Here is a 16,295-nt window from a genome sequence, read left to right on the forward strand (position 1 = left end):
CCTGCGGCTGCAGGCGCCCCCACCATGCTGCTACTTGATGTCGGCGTCCGTGTAGTAACCGGAGTCGATGAGTTCCTGCTTGTAGTTGTCCTTGGTGACGATCACGGACTTCAGCAGGAAGGCCGGGACAACCTTGACCTTGTTGTTGTAGGTCTCGGTGTCATTGGTCTCGGGCTGCTGGCCCTTCAGGACGGCGTCCACCATCTTCACGGCCTGCTCGCCGAGCTTGCGGGTGTCCTTGAAGATCGTGGAGTACTGCTCGCCGGCGACGATGGACTTCACCGAGCCCTTTTCCGCGTCCTGGCCGGTCACCACCGGGAGGCTGCCCTTGGAGTAGCCGCCGGTGCTGGTCAGTGCCGAGATGATGCCGATGGAGAGGCCGTCATAGGGCGACAACACGCCGTCGAGCTTCTTGCCTGAACCGTAAGCGGCGGTGAGGATGTCTTCCATCCGCTTCTGGGCGGTTGCCGCCTGCCAGCGCAGGATGGCGGCCTGTTCAAACTTGGTCTGGCCGCTGGGGACCTTGAGGGTGCCGGCATCCAGGTAAGGCTTCAGGGTGTCCATGGCGCCGGTCCAGAAGAAGTTGGCGTTGTTGTCGTCCGGGCTGCCCGCGAACAGCTCCACGTTGAACGGGCCCTTGCCCTCGACCTTCTTGCCGGATGCATCCACCAGGCCCAGGCCGGTCAGCAGGGAGGTTGCCTGCTGGACGCCTACCTCGTAGTTGTCGAAGGTGGTGTAGTAGTCGACGTTCGGGGTTCCGTTGATCAGCCGGTCATAGGCGATGACCTTGACGTTCTGCTCCTTGGCCTTCGCCAGGACATCCGTCAGGGTGGTGCCGTCGATGGCGGCGACAATCAGAGACTTCGCGCCCTTGGTCAGCATGTTTTCAATCTGCGAGACCTGGGTGGGAATGTCGTCGTTGGCGTACTGGAGGTCCGTCTTGTAGCCGAGCTTGGCCAGGGAATCCGAGACATTCTTGCCGTCCGCGATCCAGCGCTCCGACGTCTGCGTCGGCATGGAGATTCCTACCAGGGCTCCGGCAGCGTCGGCGCTGCTGGTTCCGGTAGTGGTGCCGGGACGGCTGCCGCAGCCGGTCGCCCCCACCGTCACGGCCAGGACGACGGCAACGGCGCCCAGCAGTTTCTTAATTCTCACGTTATTCTCCTTCCGTGGCCTGGTTGGGCCACGAATCGGTGCTTGAGCGGAAAGCGTATGTACTTTCCGCCAGTGCCGGCCACTCGTGTCCGGCGTACCGAGGCCGTTCCGCAGGACCGGCACCGGAGGGCTGTCATCACCGGAGCGGGGACTCCGGCTGCTCCAACATTTCTGTTAGCGCTAACAATCTTGGACAATATTATCCCCGCATGGGCTGTGAAGCAAGACACAAGTTGATGACGGCGGCCCATCCCGCCGTCGCGCTTTCCTCCCCTCCTTGGGGCGAAAGAGTCAGACGATAGGTAGACTGGTCTACCTACCAGTTCTAACTGTCGGAGGTATACCCGTGGCTTCATCCGAAGGCCAGCCTGCAAAGAAGCGGCCAGCGCGTTCATTGCTGCTCGAGGCTGCGGCCAGCCTCTTCTACTCCGAGGGCGTGGTGGCCACGGGCATCGACGCCATCACGGCGGCGGCCGGCGTGGCTAAGAAAAGTCTCTACAACAACTTCGCTTCCAAGGCGGAGCTGGTGGCGGCCTACCTCGCCGCCCGCCACGAGGAATGGCTCGGCCTGTACCGGGCCCGGGTTACGGCGGCGGCCACTCCGCGGGAACGTGTCCTGGCAGTGTTCGACGCCTACATTGACCATGCGAACTTTGCCTATGAACGCGGATTCAGGGGGTGCGGCCTGCTGAATGCGGCCGCGGAACTGCCTGCGGGCGCTCCCGGAAGACTGGCCGTGCGGCAGCACAAGGAAGAGGTCGAGGGCCTACTGCTCAAGCACGTCGCCGAACTGCTGCCGCAGCAGGACGAGGCGGCCGCCGGGGTGGCCCGGCATCTGGCGTTCCTGCTCGAGGGCTCCATGGCCAGGGCCGGCCTTGAAGGCGAAGACGGTTGCCTGCAGGAAGCCCGGATGATCGCTGCTCAAATGCTGGAGGGGCTGTGAAGGCGGCGCTTGGCCGTATGAACGGGCCCCTTCTAGGCGCCATTTTTGTTGTGGGTGCGTCGGTGCTTTGGGGTACGACGGGCACGGCTGCCACGTTCGCGCCGTCGGTGAGTCCGCTTGCCATCGGTGCGGTGGCAATGGGTGTGGGCGGGTTGCTCCAGGCGCTGTGCGCGGTGCAGCCGATAGCGAGCCACTGGGTCAGCCTCCGCGGCCGGTGGCTGCTCGTCATAATGGGGGCGGCCGCCGTCGCGGTCTACCCTCTTGCCTTTTACAGTTCCATGCGCCTTGCTGGCGTGGCGCTCGGAACGGTGGTCTCGATCGGCTCGGCCCCGCTGGCGTCGGCGGTAATCGAACGGTTGGCGGAGCGGAAGGTGCTGACCCGTCGCTGGATGCTCGGCGCGTTGCTCGGAGTGGCAGGCGCCGGACTCCTGAGTTTCGCCGGTGGCAGTGCGGAACGGCCGGGCGCCCTTGCCGGATCCTGGGCCGTGCCGGCGGGTACCGTTTTGGGGCTGGTGGCGGGCGTCACCTACGCGCTGTACTCGTGGGCGGCTCACCGCCTGATCAGCGGGGGAGTGCCGTCCCGGGCCGCCATGGGTGCGGTGTTCGGGCTGGGCGGATTGCTGCTGATGCCCGTGCTCGCCATGACCGGCCGGCCGCTCCTTGAGTCCTGGACCAATTTCACGGTGGGGGCCTACATGGCACTTGTCCCGATGTTCGCAGGGTATGTCCTGTTTGGGTGGGGCTTGGCTCGAGTCCGCCCGAGCACCGCAACGGGCCTTTCCCTCATGGAAACCGTCGTCGCCGCCGTGCTGGCTGTTGTGGTGGTCGGTGAACGGCTGCCCGCAGCGGGATGGCTCGGCGTCGTTATGGTGCTGGCGAGTTTGTTCGTCCTGACTCCGCGCGAGCCTGTCCGGCCCGGGCAGGGCATCCGGTGAATCTGCAAATACATCGCATTACGCGTTCTTCCGGATGAGTGCACTTGAGGCACCTTTACCGGGCTTTTTTGCAGGCGGGGCATATGCGAATCGAAGGTGCGGGTAGTTTCGGGCAAATCCGGCTTGGGCGTGCGGCCTCAACGTGTCGCGCCGAAGGACCGTCATAGGCGACTGACTGTCAGGTGGAGATCTGGGACCTTCGCGTGAGCGCATCAGACAAACAGGAAACGGTCCCTATTCTGACGTCTTTCGAGCAGGGCAGCTGACGACAGGATTTGGTTGCCCCGTCGGCCGATCTCGCGCCTCAGAAACACGATTAGTTCGATATCGAATATGCACTTTTACCAGTAAGCACGCAGCCGTTGAACCTTAGCTACCCGCTATACGCGCGTCACTGGCAAACCTTCAGGGGTCAGAAGCTGTAGCCCGATGTTGGAGGCGTGGATGCCTGCCCGGTCCGTGGCTGCTGCTGACGAACGGGAAGAGCATCAATTTTGACCAGGGCGCGGTGTACCGCAACGAGAATCAGGATGTAGCCGGCCACCGCGAGGAGCACACCAACGCCCGCGAGGATCGCACCGATCATTAGTCCGCCTCGATTTGAGTTCCCGGTATACAGCGCAGCGATGTTTGGGGCGGCGATAGCTGCTCCAAGTGCACCAAAGATTGGGCCGCCAATGGCCATCAGGATTCCGGCTTTGAAGATCCCTGCTGAACGTTGGAATCGCATATTTCCCCCATCTGATCGCCGTGGCTAGGGGACAGACTACAGCTGGACAGGGACAGGGACAGGGAACCGTATCCGGGACCGTGAGGCAGTGCCGCCCAAGACAGGGCAGCGCCGATAGAACCTCTGCGTCGTATCGGAAGCAGGACACCGCGCCGGCCGCCCATAGGTCATCCGGCCAGGTTCAAGCCGCGCATCGGATCATGACTCGCCGAATAGTTTCGAATCGAATGATGCGTGTCAGCGGCCAGCATGGCGTCGATCTGGGCCGTCTGGTGCGCCCGAAAGGCCTTGTCGGCGTTGGCGTTCGTGCTGGCGAGGGACGGTATATCGAGGCCGGCATTGCATCCTCTGCAGCGAATCTCATCGGTGCCCACCCAGCTGTATGCCCGGTGCAGTTTCCGTACTTGTTGCATTGCTGCGGTGGCAGCTTCGGTGTGGGCTGCAAAGTGCGCTTCGTCCTCTTGACTGAGGATGAGCCCTATGTCGATGGTCATGGTGCCTCTTACGTCGTTCCCGATGGTGTCATTGACAGTAATGGGTGCTGCTTCACCGAGGAACGCCCCGAGGGTCACGGTTGCCTAACCCTTTCTGGGCTACTCGTGGGCGCGACGCAAACAGGAACGGATTGACGGCCTTTGACTGGCAGCGTTTCGGGCCGCCGATACCCCAACACGCGGTTTTCATTGAGAGATGGGCCAACAAAACTGGAACCAGACAAATGAGGGCTTGCAGGTCACTCCCCCAACCAACTTGAACGGCCGATAACGGATTATGTCGATCTAAATGGGTTGATATTGCATCTGATGCATCCACCCGAGGCCGACGTGCCGGTCAGCCGGGAACGTTCCTGAGTCGTCGCCGTGACTGTTCTTCTCGGCAATCTTGCCGTCCTGGTTCTTGATGACGTGCTCCACCTTGTCGGCCTGGGCAGCGTCCCGACCTGCAGCTTCTGCCTCATCCTTGGGCCGTAGTCAGCACCGAAAGCACGGCCAGTGCCCGCATTATCCAATGGAGACTGCCTGTACCGCGTGAACACTGCGACCAAAAGGGAGCTGATAGTGGTGAGGCCAACCCCGCCCCGATAGGGAATCGAGTACTACAGTGGATGCATGGCTGCCAGCCGCAATCCGCTCGACGACCTCCGCGAAACCATCGGCCATCTGGCCGATCAGCTCAAGCTGCCCGGTTCGGAGCGCGTCGACGACCTGGTCGGCGATCTCATCGGTGCGAGGCCCGGGCCGGCCCGGCCGCTGTCCGAGGTGCAGGCCGAGCTTGACGCGCTGGTCGGACTGGAGACCGTGAAGGAACAGGTGCGGGCCCTCGTCGCACTGCTCCAGGTCCAGGCCCGCCGTAAGACGCACGGCCTGCCGGAGGTGGCCACATCACAGCATCTGGTGTTCCTCGGAAACCCGGGCACGGGCAAGACCACCGTGGCGCGGCTCCTGGCCGAGATGTACCGCGCGGTCGGTCTGCTGCAGAAAGGCCACCTGGTGGAGGTCGACCGTTCGGGCCTGGTGGGGCAGTACGTCGGCGCGACCGCCATCAAGACGGACCGGGTGATCCGGCGTGCGCTGGACGGCGTCCTGTTCATCGACGAGGCCTACGCGCTGGCCCCGGAGGACGGCCGGACGGACTTCGGCCCCGAGGCGATCGAGGTCCTGCTCAAGCGGATGGAGGACCACCGCCACCGCCTGGTCGTGATCGTGGCCGGGTACCCGCGGCTGATGGAGTCCTTCCTGCTCTCGAACCCCGGACTGCGCTCCCGGTTCGCCCGCGAGATCACGTTCCCCGACTACTCCGTCGACGCACTCCAGGCGATCTTCCATCAGATGCTGGCCCAGCACGAGTACACGCTGGAGCCGGGTGCGGACCAGATGCTGCGCCGCATCTTCACAGGGCTCCACGCGGGTGAGGACTCCGGCAATGCACGGTTCGCCCGCACGCTGTTCGAGCAGGCGCTCAACCGCCAGGCGCTGCGGCTGTCGCTCGACGAGGAACAAAGTCTCGACGCGCTCGATCGTGAGGCCGTCATGACGCTCACCTCGGACGACATCGTCGAGGCCGCGCTGGCCTTGGGCGAGGAGCCGGAGCCGGAGCCGGAACCGACGCCGGAACCGGAGCGGTCACGCTGGTGGCGCTGGCTGGTCTGACCGGATCTGCGGCGGCTGTCAGGCGAATGCCCGTCCCGCCCCCGAGCGGGAAAAAGCACAACTATTCCACAAGTATGGACTCCAAAATGCCTCGAATAAGCGGCTCAAGGGACTGGTTTGCACTGGGCCATCGGACGCTTCCGCCGGCTCTATGGGGGAGAGCCAGTTTCATCACATGCAATAGTAAGCCTCCTTACTTGACGAAAGGTCAAATATCGGCGTTCCAGAGCCGGTCGAAGGGGCCGGTGGTGCTCCGATGACTTCGACGGGGTGCAGAACGGCAGAAGACCCAGCGCGGGCTTAGCGCAACGGTCAGCCCGCCGGTTCCAGCGGCGTGGTGCCTATTTGTATTCCAGGCTGAGCAGGAGGGCTCTGAGCTGGCGGAACTTCCCGGTAGCCATCCACGCTTTGGCCGCGTCGGGGGTTGCGAAGGCGGGCTTCTTCTCGTCGTCGAAGACCACGGAGGCAGACATGACCCCGTTGGCCAGGAGAACCTGGTTGGTTCCGGAAGAGTCCTGGGACGGCAGAAACTCGTGGGCGAGCCTGACGTCCATGAAATAGTGCGGGCTGCTGGCGATGACGTCGTAACCGAAGCCGAACTCGGTGGGGTTCCCCGCCTTATCAGTGATCCCGGGCACGGGCGCGTGTTCCAAGACGGTCCGCTTGGCGGGGCCGGCGGCGCCATCGCCGTACATGCCGCTGAGGATGCGGGCCACTTCGGACCCAGAGCTGTCCGCCACGACGGCGACCACGGAACCGGCCTTGTCCTTCTCAGTCAAGTACGGGCCCTGCTCGGTCCTGACTTTCCAGTCGGCTGGGTAAGCGAACGAGATGTGCCCGTCAGGGAAGGTGAAACTTTGCGTTTGCTGGGGCGTCTCCGCGCTCGGAGCAGTTGCGGACGTGGTTGTTGCCGGCGCCGGTTCAGCCGTGGACGTTGGGGTAACCACTGTGGTTGTGACGGTCTGCTGCGGACTGCCCTGCTGGGCGGTACAGGCAGTGCTGGAGAGCACCATGCCTGCCAGGGTGGCTGCCGCCAACGAATGGTGCAAGCTGCGTGTCTTCAATTTGTCTCCAAAGGAAGTGCGCGGACAGGGCGTACAGAGAATACCGCTCCCACTCGCTCCTGAACATGCCCCGATCGTTAGCGCTACAAGGCAAGGACTGCATGGTTCTTAAACCGAATGCAGGGCCGGCGGAGAACCGCCGGCCCTGCACTTTTGCAACCACCACATCACCAGTGATTTGCACTCACCCGCACGCCACGCGTGCCGGAGTCTTTAGCAGCGAAGCCTCTAGGACCGCAGGAAGAACGTGGCCGCAGCCCGCTCGTTCTTGCCCACCTTCGCCAAAACGAGGGCACCGTTCCGGAGCACCAGGTAGGAACCCGGCACGTCGACCGACTCGAAGGACGCCCCGGCAGCATCCGAGAGGCCGCCCCGCTGAAGGAAGGCCGACGACGAACCCTCCGTAGTCGCGATGGCGACCGATGATCCCTGCACCCGGAGATAGCGGCCCTTGGTCAGAACAGGCTCGATGACCACTGAGTTCTTCTTGGCGTATCCCGGGGCGAGCCGGAACTGGGACGCTCCCAGCGCGGGGGAGGAAGCGGCGGTGACGGTGACGCCGTCGTGCGCGAGGAAAGTACCGGAAGCAGAGGCGGGTTCCAGGCGGACCGGCAGTTCGCCGTCGCCCACCGGTACACCGAAGTTCGGCGTGCCGTCCGCGTTCCAGTACAGCCGCTGGACCCGGGCGTGCCGGTTGGGGTCGTACAGCGGATCGCCCACGATGTTGCGGTAAGACCGGGCGTGGTACACGAGCACGTCGTTGCCGGCCTCGTCAACGGTGAAGGAGTTGTGGCCGGGGCCGTACTGCTTCGATCCCTCGTTGGTGGTGAACACCGGAGTGGGTGTCTTGGTCCAGGATGCCGCGTTGAGCAGGTCGGCGCCGGCGTCGGCCGTCAGGAGGCCCATGCAGTAGTTGGCGTCCGTGGCGCTCGCCGAGAAGGTGACGAAGATGCGGCCGTTCCGCTTGATCACCGCGGCGCCTTCGTTGACCTTGTAGCCGCGGGTCTCCCAGTCCAGCGTCGGAACGGCAATGCGGACCGGGGTACTGGAGAGCGTCGACGGCGACGACATGGAGGCGATGTACAGGCTGGAGTTCACGCCGGTGTCGCTCTGCGCCCAGAGCAGATACCGTGTGCCGGCGTGCTCGAAGGTGGTGGCATCCAGCGAGAACGTGTCGGCGTGCGTGTGCACCCGGACCGGTGCACCCCAGACGGCGTTGGCAGGGTCCGCCGCGTCGGTGGAAATCACGTAGATCCGCACCCGGAACACATCGTTGCTGTCCCCGGCGGCGAAGTAGATGTGCCACTGGCCGTCGAAGTGGTGCAGCTCGGGTGCCCAGATGTGGCCGCCCATGGTTCCGGACGCGGGCCGGGTCCACACCACGGCCTCCGTGGCACTGCCCAGTCCGGCAATGGTGGGGGAGGAGCGCACGATGATGCGGTTGTACTCGGGCACGGAGCCGGTGAAGTAGTACTTTCCGTCCGTGTGCTTCAGGAGCCACGGGTCCGCCCGCTGCGGAACCACCGGGTTGATCACCGGACCGGAGCTGACGGCGGCAGCGGCGGCGGGGGCAGCCACAAGGGCTCCGCCTCCGGCGCCCGCGACAGCGAAGGCTGCGGCTACGGCGGTTCCGGAACCCAGGAAGGTGCGGCGGGAGAACTGGCGGTTGACGGGAACATTCATGCTGAAAAACGTCCTTTCGACGTGCGGGAAGTGAAGGAACGGGCGAAGCGGAGCAGTCAGCGTGCCTTCCGTGCGAAGAGCCGCTGCAGCAGGATGAAAACGAGGAGCAGGCCGCCGATGACGATCTTCGTCCACCAGGAACTGAGGGTTCCGTCGTAGGCGATGAAGGTCTGGACGATCCCCAGCACCAGCACGCCGACGACGGATCCCAGGACGTAGCCGGTGCCGCCGGTCAGCAGGGTGCCGCCGATGACCACGGCCGCGATGGCGTCGAGCTCCATGCCCTGGGCCGCGAGGCTGTAGCCGGAGAGGCTGTAGAAGGAGAACAGGATGCCGGCAATTGCGGAGCAGAGACCGCTCAGGGCATAGACCAGGATTTTGGTGGCCTTCACGGGCAGGCCCATCAGCATCGCGGAGTGTTCGTTGCCGCCGATCGCGTAGACCGTCCGGCCGAAGCGCGTGTGGTGCAGGACGAAGAAGGCTACGGCCACGATCCCCAGCGCCAGGAGGACGCCCGGCGAGACGAACAGGTCCCCGGGCAGCGGGATCTGCGCCTGCGCCATGCCGGTGAAGAACGCCTCGTTGACCGGGATCGAATCGAGGCTGATGACGTAGCAGAGGCCGCGGGCCAGGAACATGCCTGCCAGCGTGACGATGAAGGGCTGGATGTCGAAGTACTGGATGATCAGCCCCATCAGGAGGCCCAGCCCGCCGCCGATGAGCAGCACCAGGACGATGACGGCGCCCGGGTTCCAGCCCTGCTGCAGGAGCGTGGCGCTCACCATCATGGACAGGGCGACGACGGCCCCCACCGAAAGGTCGATGCCGCCGGTGAGGATCACGAAGGTCATGCCGACGGCGAGCACGATGAGGAAGGTGTTGTCGATGAAGAGGTTCAGGAAGACCTGGCCGGAGAGGAAGCTGGGGTACATCCCCGCCCCCACGGCGAACATGGCGATGAACAGGCCCACCGTCGCAAGCGTCGGCGCGTAGCGCGCGCCCCCACGGAGGCGGTTGCGCGCCGGCGAAGGCTTCTTGACGGTCAGGGGCGTAAGCGTGGACAGCGGGGACATTAGATGGCGACCTTTTCCTTTGCGGCTTCCTTGGCGGCGGGCTTGGGGGCTGCCTTGAAACGGCTGAGCAGGTTCCGCGCCTTCGGAGCCTGCAGGAGGCAAACGGTGATGACCACCAGGGCCTTGAACACCAGGGTCACTTCCGGCGGGATGCCGAGGGTGTAGACGGTGGTGGTCAGCGTCTGGATGATGAAGGCCCCGACGACGGTTCCCACCAGCGTGTACCGCCCGCCTGCCAGCGAGGTTCCGCCGATCACCACGGCCAGGATGGCGTCCATTTCGATGTAGAGGCCGGCGTTGTTGGCGTCGGCCGCCGTGACGTTGGAACTGATCATCAGGCCGGCGATCGCGGCACACACGGCGCTGAAGACGTAGACAATCCAGATGATGTTCCGCGCGCGGAGCCCGGCCAGGCGGCTGGCGACCGGGTTGATGCCGACGGCCTCGATCAGGGTTCCCAGTGCGGTGCGCCGGGTGAGGACGGCCGCCAGGGCAAAAACCGCCGCGGTGATCAGGATGGAGATCGGAAGGGTGAACAGGTACCCGGCGCCTATCGACTTGTAGGAGTCGTTGGACACAGAGACGATCTGCCCGCCCGTGATGAGCTGGGCCACGCCGCGGCCCGCCGTCATCAGCACCAGGGTGGCGATGATCGGCTGGACGCCGATGGTGGACACCAGGAAGCCGTTCCACACACCCAGGGCAAGGCCGGCGACGACGGCGATGAGGACCGCCGTCGCAGCCGTTACCGGGGACCCGGGTTCGGGTGATGCGGCGATGTAGGCGCATGAGGCCGCGCCGGCGATCGCCACAACTGCCCCCACCGAAAGGTCGATGCCGCGGGTGGCAATGACCAGGGTCATGCCCAGGGCAATGAGGATGGTGGGTGCGCCGTTGCGCATGATGTCGACCAGGCTGCCGTAGAGGTGCCCGTCCTGCATCCGAAGGCTCATGAAGTCAGGCCTGAAGACCTGGTTCAGCAGCAGCAGCGCTGCGAGGGCAATCACCGGCCACGCAAGGCGGTGTTTTAGAAGGGATTTCACTGGGTGCCTCCGGCGATGACCGTCATGACGTCTTCCACGGAGACGCCGTCGTTGTTAATTTCGGCGACCATTGCCCTGTCCTTGATGACGGCGATGCGGTCGCTCACGCGCAGCACTTCCTCGAGCTCGGAGGAGATAAAGAGGATGGACATTCCGTCGGCGGCGAGTTTGTTGACGAGTTTCTGGATCTGGGTCTTGGCGCCGATGTCGATGCCGCGGGTGGGCTCGTCGAGGATCAGGAGTTCGGGATGGGTCACCAGCCAGCGGGCCAGGAGCACCTTCTGCTGGTTTCCGCCGCTGAGGTTGCGGATGAGGGCGTCGGGGTTGGCCGGTCGGATGTCGAGGGCCTCGATGTATTCGGCCACCAGTTCGTCCTGGACCCGGCGGGGGATGCGGCGCGCCCAGCCCTTGCTGGCCTGCATGGCCAGCACCAGGTTGTCCCGCACGGTGAGGTCTCCGATGAGGCCTTCCTCTTTGCGGTCCTCCGAGCAGAATCCGATGCGCTTGTCGATCGCGGTACGCGGGGAACGGATCTTCTGGCTGGCGCCCTTGACCTTGATGGTGCCTTCGTCGGCCTTGTCTGCGCCGAAAAAGAGCCGGGCAATCTCTGTCCGCCCGGCACCGAGCAGGCCGGCCAGGCCCACCACCTCGCCCGGATAGATGGAGAGGTCCACGTTGGATACCGATCCCTTCCGGCCGAGGCCCTGGGCCTCGATGAACGGCGTGACGCCGGCGCCGTTGCTGGCCCGCGTCCGGGCGGGGGCCTGGTCCAGTTCGGCGAGGGCTTCCATGTCCTTGCCGATCATCTTGGAGATGAGGCTCATCCGGGACAGATCGCGGGTCAGATATTCGCCCACGAGTTTGCCGTTGCGGAGGACGGTCATGCGGTCCGAGATCTCGTAGACCTGCTCCAGGAAGTGGGAGACAAACAGGATGGCGACGCCGCGGTCGCGCAGGTCCCGGATGACGCGGAAAAGCTGGTTGACCTCGTCGGCGTCCAGGCTCGACGTCGGCTCGTCCAGGATGAGGACCTTGGCGTTGATCTCCACCGAGCGGGCGATGGCGATCAGCTGCTGGACGGCGATGGAATGGGCGGACAGCAGCGATCCTGGATCGATGTGGTCCAGCTGCAGTTCGGCGAGGACCTCCCGGGTCCGGGACCGCACGCCTTTCCAGTCGATGGAACCCCGACGGCGGGGCTCACGGCCCAGCAGGACGTTTTCCTCAACGGTGAGGTTGGGGCAGAGGTTGACTTCCTGGTAAACGGTGCTGATGCCGGCCGCCTGGGATTCGCCCGGAGTCGAGAACCGCTTCGGTTCGCCGAGTACCGTGATGGTGCCGGAATCAATGGTGTAGACGCCGGTCAGGGCCTTGATCAGCGTGGACTTGCCGGCGCCGTTCTCTCCCATCAGGGCGTGGACTTCACCTTGGAAGAGGCGGAAGTCAACGCCGTCGAGCGCCTTAACTCCTGGGAATCCAATAGCTATGTCGGTCATCTCGACGACCGGAACGATTTCGTTCATCCTCGTGTCTTTTCTGTGCTGGGTCTGCCATGCAACTGGCTGCCGGGCTGTGCTTGGTGTGCCGTGCGGCGGCGGTGATCCGCCGCCGCACGGACGAACAGGTGCGCCGCGGCTTAGTAGGGGCGGCTGGCAAGAACCTGCTTGGCCTGCTCCTGCGTGAAGGTGGTCTCCTCGGTGACCACGCGCTCGGGCACACTCTCGCCGGCAATGACCTTCTTGGCCAGATCCATGAGCTGGTCGCCGAGCATGGGGCTGCACTCGACGATGTAGTTGATCTTGCCGTTGCTCAGCGCGGTCATGCCGTCCTTCACGGCGTCGATCGTGATGATCTTGATGTCCTTGCCGGGAACCTTGCCGGCGGCTTCGATTGCCTCGATGGCGCCCAGGCCCTCGTCGTCATTGTGGGCGAACACCACGTCGATGTCAGCGTTGTTCTTCAGGAAGGCCTCCATGACCTGCTTGCCGCCGCTGCGGGTGAAGTCGCCGCTCTGCGAGGCGACGATCTTCAGCTTCGGGTCAGCCTTGATGGCCTCGGCGAAGCCTTCCTTGCGGTCGTTCGCCGGTGCGGATCCGGTGGTGCCCTGGATTTCCACGATGTTGACGGTATCCGTGGCGGCCTTGGAGTCCTTGACCAGCCAGTCCCCGGCCTTCTTGCCTTCCTCGACGAAGTCAGAGCCCAGGAAGGTCTTGTACAGCGTCTTGTCGGACGAGTCCACGGCGCGGTCCGTCAGGATGACCGGAATCTTTGCGGTCTTGGCTTCCTTCAGCACCGTGTCCCAGCCCGACTCCACCACGGGGGAGAAGGCAATGACATCGACCTTCTGCTGGATGTAGGAGCGGATTGCCTTGATCTGGTTCTCCTGCTTCTGCTGGGCGTCGGAGAACTTCAGGTCCACTCCGGCAGTCTTCGCCGAATCCTGGACCGACTTGGTGTTGGCGGTTCGCCAGCCGCTCTCGGCGCCGACCTGGGCGAAGCCCATGGTGATCTTGTCATCGCCGGAGTTGCCGGCAGCACTGCCGGCTCCCGCGGTTCCGCCGCAGGCAGTGAGGGTAAGCATTGATGCGGCGGCCACCGCAAGCAGGGATTTCTTAAACACAACATCCTCCCGGAAGCGTTAGTTTCATGCAGGCGGGAGACTTCAAACACCGCCATTGCTGAAGTGAGCTGATGCTCTGTGCATCATTGTGAACGCTAACAATCTGGCCCGTCAAGTAGCTTCGGTCACAATTTCGAAGCACCCCCCGGAATGGCTGTCGATTTTGAGAATGCCCTTTACAAGAGCCGAAAGATGTCGAATACTCGACTCCGGTCGGCGATTTGTTAGCGTTCACAAATTAGGTTGCTGCGCACCGCAGCCTAGTCAAACCAGTGCCGGCGAACCGTTCAATGGAGAAAGGCCTTCCCTTCCATGCCATCAAAACCACCAAGTCCCGCCAGGCGTGCCTGCACCATGGTGCTTGCCGGATCCCTCTCGGCTGCGCTGCTGTCCCTCGCGCCGGCCCTGGGCGCCAACGCCGAGTCGGGCGAGAACCGGACCATCAGCATCAACGCCGCCGGTTCCGGGCCTTCGATTGATTCGACCATGTACGGGGCCTTCTACGAGGACATCAACCAGGGCGCCGACGGCGGCATCTATGCGGAACTTGTCCAGAACCGGTCCTTCGAATTCAACTCCGGGGACAACCGCACCTACACGCCGATGACCGCCTGGGAAACCCTGAAGCGGGGCAGTGACGGAACAGTCGCCGTCGTCAATGACAACAACCGGCTGAACGAAAACAACCGGAACTACCTGCAGATCGATGCCACGACGGCCGGCGCGGGAACCGGCGCCGGAGTGGGTGTGCGCAACAGCGGCTGGAACGCCGGCCAGAAGCTCGAAGCGCACAAGAAGTACAACTACTCGGTGTGGGCGCGGACCTCCAACCCCGCCGGGTCAACCCTTGCCGTGACGCTGGAGACCCCGGAGGGCACCCGGCTGGACATCGCCACCGTCAAGATCAAGGGTGACAGCTGGGCCAAATACGAGGTGACCCTGTCGCCCAAGTCCTCCACGGGCGCCGGCCGGCTCGCCACGCTTGTCCAGGGAACGGGCACCGTCCGGCTCGACATGGTTTCGCTGTTCCCCAAGGACACCTGGAACGGCAGGGAAAACGGGCTCCGCAAGGACCTCGCCGAGAAGATCAACGACCTGCACCCCGGGTTCCTGCGCTTCCCCGGCGGCTGCATCGTCAACACCGGAAGCTACGACACCTACTCGGCTCCCAACTACACCCGGGCCCGCACCTACCAGTGGAAAGACACCATCGGGCCGGTGGAGCAGCGTCCGGCCAACCGCAACTTTTGGGGCTACAACCAGACCTACGGCCTGGGCTACATGGAGTACTTCCAGTGGGCCGAGGACATGGGGGCTGCCCCCGTGCCGGTGGTCCCGGTGGGCGTGACCGGCTGCGGCGACACCAACCAGGCCCCGGACCAGGCGACGCTTGACCGGTACATCCAGGACACGCTGGACCTGATCGAGTTCGCCAACGGCGACGCCAGCACCGAGTGGGGCGCCAAGCGCATCGCCTACGGCCACCCGGCACCCTACAACCTGGACCGCATCAGCCTGGGCAACGAGGAGTATAAGCCTGCATTCAAGCAGTACTTCACCCAGTTCTACAACGCCGTCCGCAAGGCCCACCCCGAGATCAAGATCATCGGTAACACGGGGCCGTTCAGCCAGGGTCCCGAGTTCGACGACCTCGCCAACTTCAACGCCACCACGGGCGTGGACCTCGTTGACGAGCACTACTACAACACGCCCTCATGGTTCCTGAACAACAACCACCGCTACGACTCCTACGACCGCAACAGCTACAAGGTCTTCCTCGGCGAGTACGCGTCGCAGGGGAACAAGCCGGAGAACGCACTGGCGGAAGCCTCCTACATGACCGGCCTGGAGCGGAACGCGGACGTGGTCAAGATGGCGTCCTACGCGCCGCTGATCGCAAACGAGGCCAACACGCAGTGGAGCCCGGACATGATGTTCTTCAACGGCACGTCCGTGCGGACCACCCCCAACTACGAGGTCCAGAAGCTGTTCATGAACAACGTGGGCACCCAGGTGGTTCCGAGCACGCAGGACAACCCGGCCTCCACCGTGGTGCCGATTTCCGGCAAGATCGGCCTCTCCACGTGGGCCACCTCCGCCCGCTACGACGACGTCAAGGTCACCGGGGCGGACGGCGCCACGCTGTTCAGCGACGACTTCTCCGGAACGGCGGCTGCCTGGACCGGCAACGGCACCGGATCCTGGTCCATCAAGGACGGCGGCTACGTCCAGTCCAGCACCACCGCCCAGAACACGATGGTGACCGCCGGAAGCGCGGACTGGAGCAACTACACGCTCAGCACCAAGGCAACCAAGCTGGCCGGTTCTGAAGGCTTCCTCGTCTCCTTCGGCGTCAAGGACACCGGAAACTACTTCTGGTGGAACCTCGGCGGCTGGAATAACTCGAAGTCCGTCGTCGAAAAGGCCGTCAACGGTGGCAAGACGAACGTCATCGAAAAGAACACGGTGATCCAGACCGGGCATGAATACGACATCCGGGTCGAGGTCTCCGGGCGAACGGCCAAGTTGTACCTGGACAACGTCCTGTGGGGCACGGTGGACGACACGCAGGCCGATCCCGTCTACTCCGTCGTCACGAAGGATGCCAAGTCCGGCGACACCATCGTCAAGGTGGTCAACACGAAGGCTGAAAAGACGCCGGTGGACATCGAGGTGGCAGGCGCCTCGGGCATCAGCTCCACGGCGGCGGTGACCACCCTGACCCAGACCGCCGACGGGCAGAACCTTGCCCCGGCGCCGAGCACCTTCAACGGAGCAGGCGAGGCATTCACCTACGAGTTCGAGCCCAACTCGGTGACCTTCATCCGGCTCGCCGCAGCCCGCAAGTAGGCAGCACACCAAAGCCACGGCTTTGACCGGGAAGGCCCGGCTGGATTGC

General features: G+C 64.2%; 14 protein-coding genes. 4 read left to right on the plus strand and 10 right to left on the minus strand.

The features are described from left to right. Window positions 1-30 precede the first annotated feature (30 nt). Window positions 31-1,155 (minus strand): multiple monosaccharide ABC transporter substrate-binding protein, encoded by a 1,125-nt coding sequence (gene chvE / locus QFZ33_RS01995; RefSeq protein WP_214851724.1) that lies wholly within the window; start codon window positions 1,153-1,155, stop codon window positions 31-33. 346 nt (window positions 1,156-1,501) lie between these two features. On the opposite strand from chvE, the gene QFZ33_RS02000 reads away from it, so the two are divergent. Both QFZ33_RS02000 and QFZ33_RS02005 read left to right on the plus strand, forming a co-directional pair. Beyond that, window positions 1,502-2,098: a TetR/AcrR family transcriptional regulator gene (locus tag QFZ33_RS02000; RefSeq protein WP_307024385.1), complete on the plus strand. Its 597-nt coding sequence runs from the start codon at window positions 1,502-1,504 to the stop codon at window positions 2,096-2,098. Window positions 2,099-2,115: 17 nt separating this feature from the next. Continuing rightward, window positions 2,116-3,033, plus strand: coding sequence for a DMT family transporter (locus QFZ33_RS02005; protein ID WP_307024388.1), 918 nt, complete (start codon window positions 2,116-2,118; stop codon window positions 3,031-3,033). A 412-nt stretch (window positions 3,034-3,445) separates the two neighbouring features. Here QFZ33_RS02005 and QFZ33_RS02010 read toward each other — a convergent pair whose 3' ends face one another. The 3 genes from QFZ33_RS02010 to QFZ33_RS02020 form a co-directional block, all read right to left on the minus strand. Beyond that, window positions 3,446-3,619: a hypothetical protein gene (locus QFZ33_RS02010; RefSeq protein ID WP_307024390.1), complete on the minus strand. Its 174-nt coding sequence runs from the start codon at window positions 3,617-3,619 to the stop codon at window positions 3,446-3,448. A gap of 311 nt (window positions 3,620-3,930) precedes the next feature. Next, a complete protein-coding gene (locus QFZ33_RS02015; protein ID WP_307024392.1) occupies window positions 3,931-4,257 on the minus strand; it encodes a hypothetical protein in 327 nt (108 codons plus the stop codon). Window positions 4,258-4,542: 285 nt separating this feature from the next. Next, window positions 4,543-4,677 (minus strand): hypothetical protein, encoded by a 135-nt coding sequence (locus QFZ33_RS02020; RefSeq protein ID WP_307024394.1) that lies wholly within the window; start codon window positions 4,675-4,677, stop codon window positions 4,543-4,545. A 195-nt stretch (window positions 4,678-4,872) separates the two neighbouring features. On the opposite strand from QFZ33_RS02020, the gene QFZ33_RS02025 reads away from it, so the two are divergent. Continuing rightward, window positions 4,873-5,913, plus strand: coding sequence for an AAA family ATPase (locus QFZ33_RS02025; RefSeq protein ID WP_307024396.1), 1,041 nt, complete (start codon window positions 4,873-4,875; stop codon window positions 5,911-5,913). 341 nt (window positions 5,914-6,254) lie between these two features. Here QFZ33_RS02025 and QFZ33_RS02030 read toward each other — a convergent pair whose 3' ends face one another. The 6 genes from QFZ33_RS02030 to QFZ33_RS02055 all read right to left on the minus strand — a co-directional run bounded on the left by QFZ33_RS02030 (window position 6,255) and on the right by QFZ33_RS02055 (window position 13,396). Further along, window positions 6,255-6,962 carry a hypothetical protein gene (locus QFZ33_RS02030; RefSeq protein WP_307024398.1) on the minus strand — a complete coding sequence of 236 codons (708 nt, stop codon included), beginning with the start codon at window positions 6,960-6,962 and terminating at the stop codon, window positions 6,255-6,257. 243 nt (window positions 6,963-7,205) lie between these two features. Continuing rightward, a complete protein-coding gene (locus tag QFZ33_RS02035; RefSeq protein ID WP_307024400.1) occupies window positions 7,206-8,660 on the minus strand; it encodes a family 43 glycosylhydrolase in 1,455 nt (484 codons plus the stop codon). A gap of 56 nt (window positions 8,661-8,716) precedes the next feature. Beyond that, window positions 8,717-9,733: a galactofuranose ABC transporter, permease protein YjfF gene (yjfF, locus tag QFZ33_RS02040; protein ID WP_307024402.1), complete on the minus strand. Its 1,017-nt coding sequence runs from the start codon at window positions 9,731-9,733 to the stop codon at window positions 8,717-8,719. Beyond that, window positions 9,733-10,776 carry an ABC transporter permease gene (locus QFZ33_RS02045; protein ID WP_307024404.1) on the minus strand — a complete coding sequence of 348 codons (1,044 nt, stop codon included), beginning with the start codon at window positions 10,774-10,776 and terminating at the stop codon, window positions 9,733-9,735. Before QFZ33_RS02045 ends, yjfF begins: the two co-directional genes overlap by 1 nt. Further along, window positions 10,773-12,299, minus strand: a complete 1,527-nt coding sequence (locus QFZ33_RS02050; RefSeq protein ID WP_307024406.1) for a sugar ABC transporter ATP-binding protein — start codon at window positions 12,297-12,299, stop codon at window positions 10,773-10,775. Before QFZ33_RS02050 ends, QFZ33_RS02045 begins: the two co-directional genes overlap by 4 nt. A 113-nt stretch (window positions 12,300-12,412) precedes the next feature. Next, complete coding sequence (locus QFZ33_RS02055) at window positions 12,413-13,396, minus strand: ABC transporter substrate-binding protein (RefSeq protein WP_214847925.1); 984 nt, start codon at window positions 13,394-13,396, stop codon at window positions 12,413-12,415. 354 nt (window positions 13,397-13,750) lie between these two features. On the opposite strand from QFZ33_RS02055, the gene QFZ33_RS02060 reads away from it, so the two are divergent. Further along, complete coding sequence (locus tag QFZ33_RS02060) at window positions 13,751-16,246, plus strand: alpha-L-arabinofuranosidase C-terminal domain-containing protein (protein WP_307024408.1); 2,496 nt, start codon at window positions 13,751-13,753, stop codon at window positions 16,244-16,246. The last annotated feature ends 49 nt before the right edge of the window (window positions 16,247-16,295 follow it).

Source organism: Arthrobacter globiformis (assembly GCF_030815865.1).
Lineage (GTDB): Bacteria > Actinomycetota > Actinomycetes > Actinomycetales > Micrococcaceae > Arthrobacter > Arthrobacter globiformis_B.